Source organism: Rhizobium mesosinicum, from assembly GCF_019511345.1.
Lineage (GTDB): Bacteria > Pseudomonadota > Alphaproteobacteria > Rhizobiales > Rhizobiaceae > Rhizobium > Rhizobium mesosinicum.
Genome location: NZ_JAEUAK010000004.1, coordinates 543280 through 559359 on the forward strand (window position 1 = coordinate 543280; position 16080 = coordinate 559359).

At 60.7% G+C, this 16080-nt stretch carries 15 protein-coding genes; all 15 read left to right on the top strand.

Annotated elements, in window-relative coordinates:
- The first annotated feature begins 16 nt into the window (after positions 1–16).
- Positions 17–469: a terminase small subunit-like protein gene (locus JNB85_RS13625; protein WP_220334811.1), complete on the top strand. Its 453-nt coding sequence runs from the start codon at positions 17–19 to the stop codon at positions 467–469.
- Entirely contained in the window at positions 453–1964 is a 1512-nt protein-coding gene (locus JNB85_RS13630; protein ID WP_220334812.1) for a terminase family protein, read from the top strand. Before JNB85_RS13625 ends, JNB85_RS13630 begins: the two co-directional genes overlap by 17 nt.
- The gene (locus tag JNB85_RS13635) at positions 1964–2206 is read left to right on the top strand and encodes a hypothetical protein (protein WP_220334813.1); all 243 of its coding nucleotides are present in this window, start codon (positions 1964–1966) and stop codon (positions 2204–2206) included. Before JNB85_RS13630 ends, JNB85_RS13635 begins: the two co-directional genes overlap by 1 nt.
- Positions 2203–4473: a hypothetical protein gene (locus JNB85_RS13640; RefSeq protein ID WP_220334814.1), complete on the top strand. Its 2271-nt coding sequence runs from the start codon at positions 2203–2205 to the stop codon at positions 4471–4473. Before JNB85_RS13635 ends, JNB85_RS13640 begins: the two co-directional genes overlap by 4 nt.
- A complete protein-coding gene (locus JNB85_RS13645) occupies positions 4470–4814 on the top strand; it encodes a hypothetical protein (RefSeq protein ID WP_220334815.1) in 345 nt (114 codons plus the stop codon). The genes JNB85_RS13640 and JNB85_RS13645 overlap by 4 nt, the downstream gene beginning before the upstream one ends.
- Before the next feature lie 24 nt (positions 4815–4838).
- Positions 4839–6074, top strand: a complete 1236-nt coding sequence (locus JNB85_RS13650) for a hypothetical protein (protein WP_220334816.1) — start codon at positions 4839–4841, stop codon at positions 6072–6074.
- Between the two features lie 23 nt (positions 6075–6097).
- Positions 6098–7111 carry a phage major capsid protein gene (locus JNB85_RS13655; RefSeq protein ID WP_220334817.1) on the top strand — a complete coding sequence of 338 codons (1014 nt, stop codon included), beginning with the start codon at positions 6098–6100 and terminating at the stop codon, positions 7109–7111.
- Between the two features lie 13 nt (positions 7112–7124).
- On the top strand, positions 7125–7637 hold the full coding sequence (locus tag JNB85_RS13660; protein WP_220334818.1) for a hypothetical protein: 513 nt from the start codon (positions 7125–7127) through the stop codon (positions 7635–7637).
- An 82-nt stretch (positions 7638–7719) separates the two neighbouring features.
- Complete coding sequence (locus tag JNB85_RS13665) at positions 7720–8538, top strand: hypothetical protein (RefSeq protein ID WP_220334819.1); 819 nt, start codon at positions 7720–7722, stop codon at positions 8536–8538.
- Positions 8539–8541: 3 nt separating this feature from the next.
- Positions 8542–9240: a phage adaptor protein gene (locus tag JNB85_RS13670; protein WP_220334820.1), complete on the top strand. Its 699-nt coding sequence runs from the start codon at positions 8542–8544 to the stop codon at positions 9238–9240.
- Complete coding sequence (locus tag JNB85_RS13675) at positions 9237–10817, top strand: hypothetical protein (RefSeq protein ID WP_220334821.1); 1581 nt, start codon at positions 9237–9239, stop codon at positions 10815–10817. The genes JNB85_RS13670 and JNB85_RS13675 overlap by 4 nt, the downstream gene beginning before the upstream one ends.
- Complete coding sequence (locus JNB85_RS13680) at positions 10814–11194, top strand: GNAT family N-acetyltransferase (protein WP_220334822.1); 381 nt, start codon at positions 10814–10816, stop codon at positions 11192–11194. Before JNB85_RS13675 ends, JNB85_RS13680 begins: the two co-directional genes overlap by 4 nt.
- Positions 11194–11976 (top strand): tail fiber domain-containing protein, encoded by a 783-nt coding sequence (locus tag JNB85_RS13685; protein ID WP_220334823.1) that lies wholly within the window; start codon positions 11194–11196, stop codon positions 11974–11976. The genes JNB85_RS13680 and JNB85_RS13685 overlap by 1 nt, the downstream gene beginning before the upstream one ends.
- A gap of 3 nt (positions 11977–11979) precedes the next feature.
- Positions 11980–14034 (top strand): hypothetical protein, encoded by a 2055-nt coding sequence (locus JNB85_RS13690; RefSeq protein WP_220334824.1) that lies wholly within the window; start codon positions 11980–11982, stop codon positions 14032–14034.
- Positions 14034–16028: a hypothetical protein gene (locus tag JNB85_RS13695; protein WP_220334825.1), complete on the top strand. Its 1995-nt coding sequence runs from the start codon at positions 14034–14036 to the stop codon at positions 16026–16028. Before JNB85_RS13690 ends, JNB85_RS13695 begins: the two co-directional genes overlap by 1 nt.
- Positions 16029–16080: the final 52 nt, after the last annotated feature.

Consider the following 16080-nt stretch of genomic DNA (forward strand, 5'->3'; position numbering starts at 1 on the left):
CCGGCGCAGGTGATCAATGGCAGGTAGACCTACGAAGTTCACGCCCTCGCTGGCACACAGCATCTGCGCACGCATTGCAGACGGGGAAAGCCTCCGCTCGATCTGCCGCGATGACACGATGCCAGCCAAGTCGACCGTTATGGCTTGGCTTGCTGACGATGCGCATCAAGAATTCCGGACCAAGTACGCACTCGCGCGCGAAATCCAGGCAGACGGTTTTGTCGATGAAATGGTCGAGATTGCCGACGACGGCACGAACGACTGGATGGAAAAGAAGAACGCCGATGGCGGTGTGACCGGATGGGCGGAGAATGGCGAAGCGCTTCGTCGATCGCAGCTGCGCATCCTCACCCGCCAATGGATCGCCGAAAAGCTGAAGCCGAAGAAGTACGGTAACAAGGTCGACCTTAACCTCGACGGCAAGGTCGCGCTGGTCCCGCAGATATCCATCAATGGCAAGTCAGACTGACGCGCTGCTCGACTTCCATCTGCATCCCAAGCAGATGTCGGCCTTTCTCAGCATTGCTACGGAGATCCTGTACGGCGGCGCGGCCGGCGGCGGCAAGAGCCATCTCATGCGCGTTGCCGCAATTACATGGTGCGCGGAGATCCCCGGCCTGCAGGTCTACCTGTTCCGCCGTATCCGTGACGACCTGGTCAAGAACCATGTCGAGGGACCAAACGGATTTCGCGCACTGCTCGCCGGGTGGGTGGAATGCGGCTTCTGCACCATCGTCGAGGATGAGATCCGCTTCTGGAACGGCAGCAAGATCTACCTTTGCCACTGCAAGGATGAGAAGGACCGCTTCAAGTACCAGGGTGCCGAAATCCACGTCCTGCTGATCGACGAGCTCACGCATTTCACCGATGTCATCTATCGCTTCCTACGCAACCGCGTCCGCATGGTCGGCATCAAGTTGCCGGAGAAGTACCGCAAGACGTTCCCGCGCATCATCTGCGGCGCCAACCCTGGCGGTATCGGTCACTCGTTCGTCAAGGCGACGTTCATCGACGGTGTCCGACCGATGCAGAGCTACTTCACGCCGAAATCGGAAGGGGGGATGCTCCGGCAGTACATTCCGGCCAGGCTGGAAGACAACCCGAGCATGGCGGCCAACGACCCCGGCTATGATGCTCGCCTTCACGGCCTCGGATCGGAAAGCCTGGTCCGAGCAATGCGCTACGGTGACTGGGACATCGTCGACGGAGCGTTCTTCGACAACTTCCGCGCCGATCGGCATGTCATTAAGCCGTTCCAGATCCCGAAAGACTGGCTGCGCTTCAGGGCAGGGGACTGGGGCTCTGCAAAGCCGTTCTCGTTCGGCTGGTACGCTGTGGCCTCGGAACCGTACATCGCCGCTCCTGGCCTGCTGATCCCGCGTGGCGCACTGGTACGCTACAAGGAATGGTACGGGGTTGCGACTGACAGTGACGGCAGGTTCGTGCCGAACAAGGGCTTGAAGATGACGGCCGAGAAGGTCGGTTCGCAGGTCCGCATCCGTGATGGCGCCGACAAGATGTCGTACGGCGTGCTCGACCCCGCCGCATTTGCCGAAGATGGCGGCCCGTCGATCGCCGAGCGCATGATGAATGGCACGAACGGGAAGAACGGCAGCACATTCCGAGCAGCCGATAACAAGCGCGTCACTGCCCGCGGCGCCATGGGCGGCTGGGACCAGATGCGGTCAAGACTCGACGGCGACGAGGATGGCCGGCCGATGCTGTACTTCTTCGAAACCTGCGTACACGCGATCCGGACCATCCCGGCGCTGATGCATGACGAGAACCGGCCAGAGGATCTGAACTCCGACATGGAAGATCATGCGGCCGACGAGGTTCGTTACGCCTGCATGTCGCGCCCGTGGATCAAGGCAGTAGCGGAAGAACCGCAGGCCAAGGCGAAGAAAGGCGTGCCGTTGCCGCCGCCGCCTACCGATGCCGGCACAAGAAGGATTGCAGTCTGATGGGTGCCAAGGGCGTCGACCTTATCCAGTTCGCACGTACGTTCGCTTTCGCCATGCCGCGCTCAATGGTCGTGCAGGGTCTACTGCGGGTCTATCCGCCGGATCTGGAACCGATGATCCGCCGTGTATGCTTCAAGCATGGCTTTGAAAACCGTCAGTGGCTCGCCGACCGGCTTGAACTTCACTATTCGAAAATCGCTATTGGCCCTCGCACGCAGAAAGCGCCAAGGAAGTTCGTATGACCGATGACGTCGAAGAGAGCGTCGAGAACGGCGAATTCGATCCGAAGAAGCCGCTCAAGAAGTCCGCGCCATACCTGAAGCTGATCGCCCGTTACAACAAGGCCGGCTTCAAGGACTATGGCGATCGGGCCGATAACATCGACAAGAAGTTTGCCGACCTTGAGCGCCTGGCGAATACCGCCCGTGACCGCGAGTTCTCGATCTTCTGGGCGAATATCCAGGTGCTCGGCCCGTCGATCTACTCACGGCCGCCGGTGCCAGTCGTCATTCCCCGCTTCCGTGGCGATCGAAAGCCTATCCCGCGCGTTGCTTCGGAGCTGCTGGAGCGCTGCTCCATCGTCGCCTTCGAAATGGAGGACATCGACGGCATCATGCGCGCCACCCGCGATGACCTGTCTATCCTGTCCCGCGGTGTGCCGTGGGTGCGCTATGAGGCGAAGAGCAAGGACAACAAGTTCGTCGAGCGCATTTGCATCGACCATGTGAACCGCAAGGACTTTGCCCATGATCCCGCACGGGAATGGAAGGAAGTCGATTGGGTTGGCAAGCGCTCGTGGATGACGAAATCGGAAATGCGCAAGCGCTTCCGCTCGACGTCCGGCAATGCCTACATGAACGCCGTCTTTGCGATCCGTCGGGATGAGCAGAACAACACCGACGGCATGCAGAAGGCCGGCGTGTGGGAAATCTGGTCGAAGTCCGCAAACCGCGTTGTCTGGGTGACCGAAGGTGTCGAGGTCCTGCTCGATGACGACGAGCCGCACCTGACGCTTGACGGGTTCTTCCCGTGCCCGAAGCCTGCCTATGGCACGACGCAGCGAAACAGCCTGATCCCGGTGCCCGATTACGTCCAGTACAAGGACCAGATCGAGGAGGTGAACGAGCTGACGGCTCGCATTTCGTCGCTGACGGAATCGGTCAAGGTCAAAGGCTTCTATCCTGCCGGCGCCAGCGACATCGGTGAGGCGATCGAGGCGGCCATCAAGTCGACGGACAATCGCTCCGTTCTTGTTCCGGTGTCGAACTGGGCAGCGTTCGGGGATCTGGGTACCGGCGAGCCGATTATCTGGCTGCCGCTGGAGATGATCGGCAATGTCATCGTGCAGCTGGTCAATCTGCGTCGCCAGCTCATTCAGGACATTTACGAGATTTCCGGCCTTAGCGACATCATGCGCGGCTCGACCGATCCGAATGAGACGTTGGGCGCACAGGAACTGAAGAGCCAGTACGGCTCGGTGCGCATCCGCGATCGACAGGACGAAATGGTTCGCGTTGCTCGGGACTTGACGCGCATCACCTGCGAGATCATGTCCGAGAACTTCCAGAAGGACACGCTTCTGGAGATGTCGCAGATGGAAATTCCATCCAACGCGGACATCAAGAAGCAGATCGTCGCGCTCGAAAAGCAAATGAAGGGGATCGAAGCCCAGATCAGGGAAGCGCAGGCAGATCCGGAGATCCAGGCGAAGGCAAAAGAAAAGCCCGAGATTGCCCAGCAGATCATCCAGCAGGCTCAAGGCAAGGTCCAGGAGCTCGCCGGCCAGATCAACGAGCTGAACGAGACGGTGACGATCGAGAAGGTGATGAAGCTGCTCCGCGAACAGCGTGTGCGGCCTTATACACTCGACATCGAGACGGACTCCACCATCACGCCGGATGAAAACCAGCAGAAGAAGCGGGCGACCGAATTCACCGCTGCCGTCGGCGGCATTCTTCAGCAGGCCGTGCCGGCAGTGCAGCAGGTTCCGCAGATCGCGCCGCTGATGGCCGAAACCTTGAAATACGTCGCCAGCCAGTTCCGCGCCGGCCGTCAGCTCGACGCCACGATCGACGAGTTTGCTGAGGCGATGAAGCAGATCGCTGCGCAACCGAAGGCCAATCCCGAAGCCGATGCGGCTGCAAAGCAAGCCGAAGCCGATATGCAGGCTAAGGCTCTCGACGCGAAGCTGAAGCAGGACGGGTACGCCCGCGATACACAGATCAAGGGCCAGTTGGCCGACCACGAAGCCAAGATGCGGGCATACGAGGCTACCGAGAAGGTTAAGGCCATCCAGCTCGAAAGCCAGCAGAAGGCGGAGAAGCACGCCCAAGATATGGAGCTCGGCGCGCTCGATGTTCGCAAGAAGGAACTCGAGGTGCAGAAGCTAGGTGCTGAAATCGGAGCGGCCGCGCAGAAGGCTGACATTCACGCAGCGGAAGCGGGTCAGCGCATGGCGGAACGAGCGGCAGCAACTGAAGCTGCTGAGATGGAGACCGCTTCCGAATGAGCCAGAAGTTCTGCCGCAAATGCTCGAATTGGCATGACAACGATGAGTGGCCAATCCAGTGCTATTCGCTGCCGCCACAAGGCCAATCCGACGCGCTGCCGGTCCCGAACGTCATCACCGACACGATGGAGCCGGTGCAATCGATGCTCGACGGGCAGATGTACACGAGCAAGTCGGCATTGCGCGCCACGTATAAGGCGGCCGGTGTGATTGAGGTCGGCAATGATCCTGCCCGCCTTCGGCCGAAGCCAAAACGGAAACCCGATCGGAAGGCTATTCGAACTTCGATCGAGAAAGCGACCGCGCGCTTCAACCGCGGTGAACGCGTAAACCCGCAATAAGCATTCCCTCAGACGGAGACTACCATGTCGGATATCGATACCGGCGCAGCATTTGCTGCCGCTGAACCCTCTGCTGCATCCAACGAACAGGTCGTTCAGACCCCGAACCCCATCCGGACCGATCCGCAGCCGGCGCTGAAGGAAGAGGCACCGAAGCCGTCCGCTCGTGATGCCATTGCGAAGGCTCGGGAAAAAGTCGCCGAGCAGGAAAAAGCCGAAGCTGTCAGCAAGCCGGTGAAGAGCGAGCCGGCGAAAACAGATCCGGCAAAGGCCGGCGCCAAGGAGACGGAAAAGCCAGCCTCGAAGCCGTCCAATGAAAACCGGGACGAGGGCGGCCGCTATAAGCCGAAGGACGGCGGCGCAGAGACGCAACAGCAGCAGCCGAAAGCCGGCGAGGGCAATGAAGCGCAGACGGCGCCGAAGCCGCGCTATGAGGCTCCCAAGCGTTTTTCGTCCGATGTCGCCGCCAGTGCCGATTGGGCAAAGACGCCGGAATCCGTCCAGGCAGCCGTTCACCGCGTACAGCGCGAAATGGAAGACGGCATTACGAAGTACAAAGCCTCGCACGACCGATACGAGAACCTGCGCCAGTTCGATGAAATCGCCCGTGGCAATGGCCACGATCTGCGTCAGTCGCTCGAAAAGGTCGTCGCGATCGAGCAGGCCTTTGCACGCAACCCGGTCGAAGGCTTCCAGCGCATCTGTGACCATTTCGGCCTGAACATGCGCCAGCTCGCCGCCCATATTGCGGGCCAAAAGCCGGAAGACGTGCAGGTTCAGCAGGAAGGCACGATCAACGAACTGCGGCGTGAACTCGCCGACCTGAAACAGCAGATTTCCGGTGTCAGCACCGGTTTCCAGCAGCAGCAGACAGCAGCGACCTCCAAGGAGGTCGAAGCCTTTGCCAGCCAGCCGGAATATGCCCGCTTCTACGACCTCATGGACGATATCGCCTTCTTCCTGAAGAGCGACAAGGTGGACCCCGCTCTGCCGCCCATAGATCGTTTGAAGGCAGCCTATCAGCTTGCGGACCGGCTCAATCCCGACCCGACTGCCAAGCCTGCCACGACTACCGCACCGGCCTCAGACGCCGTCGCAGCAACGGCCTCAGACGCCACCTCCGAAGCTCTCGCGGCTCAGACCCGCAAGGGCGGCAAGTCCATCACTGGCGCTCCGAATGCCGGCGAAGATGTCGCCGATCGCGAGCCCTCCACCTCAGTCAGGGACAGCATCAAGCGAGCCTTTGCACAGGCCGGCTGACCCTATTCCCATAGGAGTGGCGTATGCCTCTTACTTCTGTCGAAAAGAACCAGGAGATCCTGTCCCTGGCTCTCGAAGACCGTTCTTCGGGATATCAGGATCTGGTCTCCAACTCGAAAGCCCTTCTCGCCGTCCTGCGGCGCAAGGGCAACTGGAAGCCCTATAGCGGCCCGCGTATCCGCGAGCGTCTGCTTTATGCCAAGACCGGCTCGGCCGTCTGGTATAACGGCTTCGACTTCCTGAACCCGGTTCCGGCCGAGCTCTTCAATGATGCCGAATGGACGCCCAAGATGTGCGCCGTTGCGGTCACGCTCTCGAACGAGGAAATCCTCAACAACGAGGGCGAAAACCAGCTCATGGATGTGATGGAATCGCACATCCTGGCGGCCGAGTCCGAACTGGAAGACGAAGTCGATCTGTCGCTGCATGGCAACGGCACGCGCTTCGGCGGCAAGGAGCTCGGCGGCTTGCAGCTCGCAGTTCCGACGGTGGTCAACTCCGGCATCTATGGCGGTATCGACCGTACCAACGCTGTCTGGCGCACATCGGCATTCGACGCGAATTCCTTCGCAACGGACATCGGCACGCAGGTTAATAGCGTGACGATCCGCCCGATGCTCAACCGCATCATGACGCAGCGCTCCCGCAACAAGCAGGCGGCCGACCTCCTGCTGATGTCGCCGGAGCACTATGCGGCCTATGACGCGGCCACCATCGCGATCCAGCGCATCAACGACGAGACCGGCCTCGGCAAGCTCGGCTTCCAGACGCTGAAATACTTCGGCGCCGGCCGCTCTGCCGAAATCGTGCAGGAAGGCGGTATCGGTTCGAACATGCCAGCCAACACCACGTACGGCCTCGACACATCGAACCTGCGCATGCGCTACCACCCGGAGCGCAACTTCAACAAGATCGGCCGTGCGATGATGCCGATCAACCAGGACGCCGTTGTCCAGTACATCGGCTTCATGGGCGAACTCACGCAGACCAATCCGCTGTTCCAGTGGAAGCTCTACGACTCCAACCCGGCCGCATAAGGAGAACCCTGATATGGCTTATGTTCCCCAGACGCCGAACCTCGGCTTTCCTCCGATTGCGTCGCATCTTGCAGCGTTTTCGGGCGCCGGCCGGTCCACGCCGTGGAAGCTCGGCGATATTATCCGTGCTGTCGATCCGACCTATGGCGTCGGCGAATTCATCTATCTCAAGGGCGTCGCCAGCACGGCCATCGGCTCGTGGGTTACCTACAATGCCGATGACTTTTCGACGACTCTGCTCGCTGCCAATGCCATCGGCCCCGTAGCCGTTGCTATGGCGGCGACGGTAGCCAACGAGTTCGGCTGGTACCAGATCAGCGGCAAAGCCATCGGCCTATGCCTGGCCGGCTTCGTCGATGATGCCAATGTCTACGCGACGGCCACCGCCGGCTCGGTTGACGACGCTGTCGTTGCCGGTGACCGCGTGAAGAATGCGAAGGGTGCGTCGGCGATCGGCGTTCCCTCCGGCAGCTTCGCCGAGTTCGAAATCTCGCGCCCGTTCATGGATGACGGTCTCGCGGCCTAAGCGCTGAACAATCGAAAGGGAGAAAGGCGGGCTCTCGGGTCCGCCTTTTTCTATGCAACCTCTCAGACAGGAGTGCTCGACGATGAGCGAGAACAATTCATCCCTGACATATCCGGTCTTCAAGATGCTCAGCACCTTGAACGAACCGGCGAGCCGCAAGGAAGGCCGCCCGATCTACGACGATCAGGAAGTGGTCGAAATCCGCTTCTCAGGCAACAAGCAGACCGTGGGCGTGTTTCCGGCGCACGAGCAGTGCGAATGGGGCAACGATCCTGTTACCCAGGAGCGCGTGCGGCTCACGTACGCCCAGAAGTACAATGAGCAATATAAGAAATTCAAAGCCGGCGAAGCCCAGGCCGCTCATGGCACGCCGCTCGAAGAACTGACCTTCCTCACACAGGGCAAGCGCCTCGAACTGAAGGCACTCAACATCTACACCGTTGAATCTCTTGCTGCGCTCGATGGCAACAATCTGCGCATGCTAGGTATGGGCGGGCGCGAGCTGAAAACTCAGGCTCAATTCTACCTCGACAGCGCTAGCCGCAACCACGACTCCAGCGAACTCGCTGCCGAGAACGCCGCGTTGCGCAAGCGTCTGGCTGAACTGGAGCAGGGCAAGCCTGCTGCTTCCAAGAAAGGCGGCAAGAAGGCTTCCGAGCCCAAGCCGGAACCCGAAGTCGAAGACACGACCGACACCGGCGAAGATGCCGGCGCCGATGAAGGGGCCGGTGAGGTAGATGCTGACAACCCGTTCGCCGACTGGGAGCCGGAAGATATCGCAAACTGGATCCGAGATACCGATCCGGAATTCGAGATCGATGGCCGATGGAAAAAGGCAACGCTTGCCGAGAAGGCCAAAGAGCTGAACGACAAGATTGCCGCCGCGAAAGCCAAGGGCTGATCAATGACCATCCTGAGCGCCTGCCAGTCTGCCGCGATCCGTCTCGTCGGCCGCAAACCCACGACCATCTTCAGTTCGCAGAAAAAGCTCGAGCTACAGTTGGCCGATCTGGTGCAGGAAGCTGCCGTTGATATCGCAAAGGCATTCGAATGGCAGGCGCTCCTGGTTCTGGCCGAGCACCAAGGCGATGGCTCGACAATCGCATTCGATTTCCCGGCCGGCTTCGATCGGATGCCGGTCAAGGGAAACATTCACTCCGCCACCTGGCAGCAGAGCGGTTATCGGCCGGCTCGCGACCGTGACCACTGGATTTACCTGCAGACTTATCTCGCCGCCGGCACGCCCGGCTGGTGGATCGTGCTCGACAACCAGATGCAGATTTATCCACCGATGGGGCCGAGCGAGAAAGCGCAGTACTATTTCATCACCAACGAGATTGCCCGCGGCGCAGATAGCGCGGGCAAGGCGGTCATCACCAAGGATGACGACACGTTCAAGCTCGACGAACGGCTGCTCACCTTGTCGCTGATCTGGCGCTATCGCGAACAGAACGGTCTGGAATACTCCGAATCCATGGCGAACTACGAACGCGCGCTGGCGCAGATCGGTGGGGCCGATAAGGGCAAGCGCATTCTGGCGGTTGGCGCGCAGCGTATCCCGAACGGTGCCGACATTGCGTTTCCTGGGGTGATTGTCCCATGAGGCGGCCGGCTCCGAAGATCAAGCCACGCAAGGCAAAGCCGAAAAGCTGGCCGGCCGCCGTTGCTGGCTGGATTGCGAACCAGAACATCGCCAGGCCAAACCCGGATGCACCGCAGGGCGCGTGGATCTACGAGAACATCCTGCCGACGGCGACAGGTGGCGAGATCCGCCGTGGGCTCGATCTCTTTGCCACGATGCCGACCACCACAAAGCCGGTCTTGTCACTGTTCTCGTACAAGAACGGCAACCAGCGGAACCTCTTTGCTGCGAACGAAAACGAGATTGCTGACATCACCGCGGCTCCGGCAAACGTACTCACGGGACAGCATGGCGGTGACTGGAGCGTCGTTCAGTTCGTCAATACAGACGGCAATGCGTTTCTGCGCGGCGTAAATGGTGTCGACACGCCGTTTGTCTATGACGGCGTTTCCTTCTCGACATCGCCAGCCCTGACTTTCGCCGTAGGCGTGACAGTGACTGCGAACCAGATGTCGCGGGTTTGGTCGTACAAGAAGCGTCTGTTCTTCATCCAGAAGGAAAGCATGGACGCCTGGTACCTGCCGGTGAACGTCATGGGCGGCGAACTTACCCGCCTTCCGCTCGCCGGCGAATTCGCTCGCGGCGGTTCGCTCCTGTTCGGCGCCAGCTGGTCGATCGAAAGCGGCGATGGTCCGAACGAATATTGCGCGTTCGTTTCGACGGAAGGAGAGGTCGCAGTCTTTGCGGGATCCAACCCTGGCGATGCCGACGACTGGCACAAGATCGGCACATACCGTATCGGCAATCCGCTCGGTCCCAAGGCTTTCTTCCGCGCCGGCGGTGATCTCGTCATAGCAACGGCGATCGGCCTCGTACCTTTGTCTCAGGCCATGCAGCGCGACTATGCGGCTCTGTCGTCGTCGGCCATCTCGTACAACATCGAGACCGCCTGGAACGCGATGGTTGCCGAGCGCAGCAGCGCCGCCTGGCATTGTGAGATTTGGCCTGAGAAGCAGATTGCGGTCATCAGCCTGCCGACGCTGTCCGGGACGACTGCCCAAATGTTCGTGGTGAATACCAGAACGGCCGCCTGGTCGAACTGGACCGGCTGGGAAGGCAACTGTCTCGAAGTCTTCAATGGACGTCTATTTTTCGGATCGAAGAACGGCAAGATCATCGAGGGCTACACCGGGGGCTCTGATCTCGGAATGCCGTACACCTGCTGCTACCTGCCGCTCTTCGAGGATCTGGGAAATCCGCTGTCGACGAAGATAGCCAGGATGGCGCGAGCGGTCTTGCGCACTGCCATTCCGGTGGAAGCACAGATCACGATCCAGACCGACTATATCGTCGATTTGCCGGCCGTGCCTTCTGCGCCCTCCATTCCGAGCCAGAATGAATGGGGCTCAGCAATCTGGGGGCAGAGCATCTGGGGCGCCGGCAGAGTGAAGGAAATCCAGCAGGATTGGGACAATGCGGACGGGCAGGGGAATGCAATCGCTCCGGCGCTTCGCGTCACCAGTGGCGCTACAATCCCGCTCGATAGTGAGATTGTCCGCATCGATATCACCTACGAAGAGACGGACATCGTCACGTGAAGATAGTCACGGATGAACGGGTCGCGCTGCTGGTCTCCAGACTTGTCGGCAAGGCTTTCGTCGCGCCCTTCACGGCCATGGGGATCGAGCGTGACGGCGAGGTCATTGGCGGCGTTGTGTTCAACGTCTTCGAAGGCACCGACCTTCATGTGACTGTGGCGGGCAGGGGCTTCAACCGCAGCTTTCTTGCCGATCTCGGCGCTTACGTGTTCCAGCAGCTGGGCTGCGAAAGAATGACGGTCCTGACCGAGCAGGTCCGGATTGTCCGCATCGCGGAAAAGCTCGGCGGCGAAATCGAAGGGCTTCTCCGCAATCATTTCGGCCGGGACCGAGACGCATATCTCGTCGGCATTCTCAAAGACGATTGGAAGTATTGATGGTCAGCACTCCCAAGGCTCCCGACCCAGCAAAGACGGCTGAAGCGCAGTCGGGCATGAACCGCGATACGGCGCAGACGCAGCAGCTGACGAACATGATCAACCAGGTTGGCCCGGATGGTTCGCTGACCTATCGCCAGACGGGCAACAACACCTTCGTCGACTCGACCGGGAAAACGGTCACCATCCCGCAGTTCACCGCCTACACAGACCTCTCGCCGACGCAGAAGGCGATCAAGACGCAGACTGACGCAGCGAGTTTGAACCTCGGCACGATTGCCAATGACCAATCCGCTTTCCTGAAAGACTATCTCGGCAAGCCGATCGACCTGAATAACGAGGAGGTCGAGGCAAGGCTTTATGACCTCGGGTCGAAGCGCCTCGATCCCGGCTTTGCCCGTCAGGAAGAAGCGCTGCGCACTCGTCTTGCCAACCAGGGCATCCAGGAAGGATCTGAGGCGTGGAAAGCAGCGTTCGACAATTTCAGCCAGGGCAAGAACGACGCCTACAACAGTCTGGTTCTGAATGGCCGCCAGCAGGCGGTGCAGGAGGCCCTGACAGAGCGAAACCAGCCGCTGAACGAGATCATAGGCCTTCTCAGCGGTTCGCAGGTGCAGACGCCCCAGTTCGTAAGCACGCCGCAGACCAACGTTGCCGGCGTCGATTATGCCGGCCTCGTTTCCGACAAATACAAGGCCGACACGGCGAGGGCGCAGTCAAATATGGGTGGCCTCTTCGGTCTTCTCTCCGCGCCCTTTGGCATGTTCAGCTTCGGAGCTTGATAGATGGCAATCTCGAATGCTTTTGTCTGGGGCAATGGCGGCGCTCAGCTTACGCCGGAGCAGATCGCTCGCCAGCGTGAGATCGAAGACGCACTCCTGCAGCGTGGTATCGATTCTTCGCCCGTAGCCAGTCCTCTCGAAGGCTTGGCACGTGTTGCCAACGCTGCAGCGGGTTCGTTCCGTCGTGGCCGGCTGATCCGCGCCGAGCGGGAGAACAAGGCCTATGACGACGAGGCATTCGGAAAGCTCGTCGGCATCCTGAACGGCGGCAGCACGGTATCTTCGTCCGTTCCCATGACGGGTGCTGCCAACGAAGTCGGCGCGGTTGATCCGGCCAAGGTCGATATGACCGACAACCAAGTTTACAGCGACTTCATGGACACGGTGAAGACCGGCGTTACAAATCCGTTTGGTCTGGCGGCAATCGCTGCGACGGGAAAGGCTGAAAGCGGCTATTCACCGGGCAACGTCAACCGTACCTGGTCGGACCCAAGCGCCAGTGGTCAGCCCGGTACCGCGGGCGGCATCATGTCCTGGCGCGGCCCACGGTTGGCTGCGCTTCAGGCTGCCGGCGATATGTCACCTGCCGGCCAGGCCAAATTCTTCCTTCAGGAAGATCCGGCGCTGATCACCGCACTCAACAACGCGAAGTCGCTCGAAGAGGCGCAGCGGCTCATGAATAACGCGTGGGCTTTCCGCGGCTACGATCAGCCGGGCGGCGAAAGCGCGCGGCGTTTGAGCCTAGCGAGTGGTTTCCTGCCGTCGTTTCAGGGGCAGGTTAAGCCGACGCAGGTGGCAAGCCTCGATCCGTCGGCAGGTATGCCGAAACCTGAGGCCGCTGCTGCGATCGAAGCAACTGCGCCCGGTTCGGGCTATGTGGATCCGATGGTCACAACCGACTATCGCCGGCCACCTTCCGCGTCGGCAGAGGCGGCTTCCCTTCCGCCGTTGCCGGCCCGCGAGGTTGCGCCTGCGCCGGTGGTTGCTGCCGTCCCTCCGGTTCAGGTTGCCCAGAATGCACCGGTGGTGACAGCGCCGAACGGTGCGCCTATTCCTCCGGAAGTGCTGAAGGTACTGAGCGATCCGCGCATCAGCCAGCGCACGCGCGGCATTGCGGAGCTGCTCATCAAACAGCAGCAGGCACGGCAGCAGGCCATTCTGGAACAGCAGATCAAGCAGGCTGATCCGGCATATCAGGCTGACCTGCGGCTGAAGAACCTGCAGGCCGACCAGATCGTCAACCCGAAGATTTCGCCGGCTGATCAGGCCCGTATCGAATTCGACAAGACTAAGTTCGATACCGAGCAGAAGAACAGGGGAACTTTGACTGCGGCCGAGCAAGCCAACGTTGATGCACAGAATGAGCGCCTCAAGCTCGATCGTGACAAGTTCGAGCGGGAGATACAGCAGGGCCAGTGGGAGAAGATGACTGACGGACGGCTCTACAACAGGAACACCGGCGAATTCCGTGATGCGCCGCCGGCTCTCCCTGGCACCGTGCCCCCGAAGTTCGATGATATTTCCGGCTTGCGTAAGGAGATCCAGCAGCTTCCCAGCTACAAGAACCTGTCGCAGGCGCTGCCGATCTACCGTTCAATGGCCGAGACGGCCGGCCGCAACAGCAAGGCGTCCGACCTCAATCTCGTTTACGGTCTCGGCAAGATCATGGACCCGACCTCCGTTGTTCGCGAGGGCGAAATGGTCATGGTCAAAAACACGGCTTCTCTGCCTGACTGGTTCCAGGGCGCGATTGCTTCGCTAAACGGCGGCGCAGCACTCACACCCGAGACCCGCGAGGCGATCATGCGCGAAGCCTATGGCCGCGTGCAGGGCTATGACAGCGCCTTCAAGCAGGACACGACTCAGTATCAGGGCATCGTCGCGCGCAACAACTTCAACCCAGCCGATGTCATCCCGGATTTTGGTACGTATGAGCCTTGGAAGCCTGCAGACACATCTGCCGGTCCGACGCAGATCAAATCGGTAGATGAGTACCAAAACCTTGCGCCTGGCACCCAGTATATCGATCCGAACGGCAAACTGAGGACGAAGCGGTAATGGCAAATCCTTGGGATAACGATCCGGTCGTTTCCGAGCCGGAGCCGGTCGAGTATGTCCGCGTGGCGCCATGGGAAAATGATCCGCTTCAGGCCGCGGCTCAGGACGGCAGCCTTTCCGTAGACAATTCCGTGCGTTCGCTCGCCACCGGCGTTCCGATCATCGGAGGCGCGCTGAACCGTCTCGACGCGGCTACAAATGCGACACTGGCGCCGCTTATCGACCCGATCCTGCCCGATGGCTTTCAGAAGCTCGAAGGCGGCACCTGGGATGAGCGCTATCATCAGGCGCTTGCGATCCAGGCCGGCAAGGATGATGCTTTTCACGAGGAGCATCCCTATGTCGATACCGGCTTGAATATCGCCGGCGGGGTTGCTGGGACGATCCCGGCCGTGATGGCAGCGCCCGCTGCTTTCGGTGCCGGCGGTGGCGGGCTACTACTTCGCTCGGCCGCGTCGGCGGCAACTGGCGGCGCAATGGGCGGAGCCGATGCAGCGGTTCGTTCTGACGGTGATCTTGAGCAGACGGGGCTTGGATTTGGTGTCGGCGCTGGTCTTGGGCTCCTAGGTCCTTCTATTGGAAAAGCCGTTGGAGCAGGTACCCGTGCGGTTATGGACAAGTTCAGGAACTGGAATGCGGCGAGAGTTGCCGACATTCCTTCTGACGCGTTCACGTTCCTTCGCCGCGCGGTCACCGATGACGGCCTGGATGCCGCCGGCCTTCAGCAGCGCCTGGCGGAGATGGGACCGGATGCAATGCTTGCCGACCTTGGTCCGAACCTGCAGAAGCAGGCGGGCGCCCTTGCAGCTACTCCGGGCCGAGCGCAGGAGATTGTCCGGTCAGCTCTCGAAGACCGCGCCGCCGGCGCAAACGCCCGCATCAATGCGACGATCGACGAGAACTTCGGTACCGCCCGGTTGCCCTCTGCGCTCGATGCGGAAGCCGCTGCGAACCAGCAGGCGGTAGGTCCGGCATATCGGCAGGCGTTCGAGCAGGCGCGCCCCTATGATGTTGGCCCGATTGCCAGCGACCTCGAACGGCAGATCAACGTCTTGCGCGGTGACCCGCAGCGCGCCCTTCAGCGCGTACGCGGCATGCTCAACGTCCATAATTCGAATGTGCTCGACACGAATCCAGTGACGATGTTCAACACCCGCCAGGCGATAGACGGCATGCTTAAAGTCGAGGCCGATCCGAAAGTGGTCGCCGCACTGACTGACGCCCGTCAGATGATCGACGACGCCCTGACCCGCGCCGTGCCGCAGATCAAGGAAGCAGATGCGACCTTCGCCGAGCTTGCCCGCCAGCGCGAGGCTGTCGGCCGCGGGCAGCAAGTGCTCGACAGCGGCAGGACTGCACCACGCCCTCAGGAACTCGTTCAGGAAGTGGAGCATGGCGTTCAGCCGCAGGGAATGCAGATCGGTCCTTCGGCAGTGCCCCTGCGCCTATCGCAGGGTGCGAGGGCCGAGATCGAGCGTATTGTCGGCACGAACTCGAACGACATCGCAGCGATGAACCGGCTGATAAAGGGCGAAGGCGACTGGAACCGTTCGCGCCTGGCTACGCTCTTCGGGCCCGAGAAGGCAGATCGCGTATTCAAGGTTCTCGAGAACGAGCGGGTTTTCGCCGACACCGCAAATACGGTCACGCGCAATTCTGAAAGCGCGGCTCGAATTGCTGCGCAGAATGAGCTCGGCGGCGCCGGTGGCGGTGGCTTCGGGCTGAAAGAGTCTTTCAAGGCCGGCGGCGTGCGCGGTGCTGCTCGATCGTTCGCGATGGATAAGATCGAGAACATCGCAAAGGCGCTCCTGCCTGATGGAAGCGCTGCAGCTCGGGAAAATCTTGCGACGGCTCTCGTCGATCGTCAGCGCGACAGCTTAGCGAACGTGGTCCGCGCGCTCGCGGTATCGGGAAACATCGGGAAGACGCCGGCCTTAGTGGACCCGGTCGTCAAAGCGCTGCTGCTGACCAGCGGTTCCGCGGGGACGCGATGACGGGTCGATCCAGCAGATGAAAAGGTAGACGGCAATCGCAAAAAAGATGCCG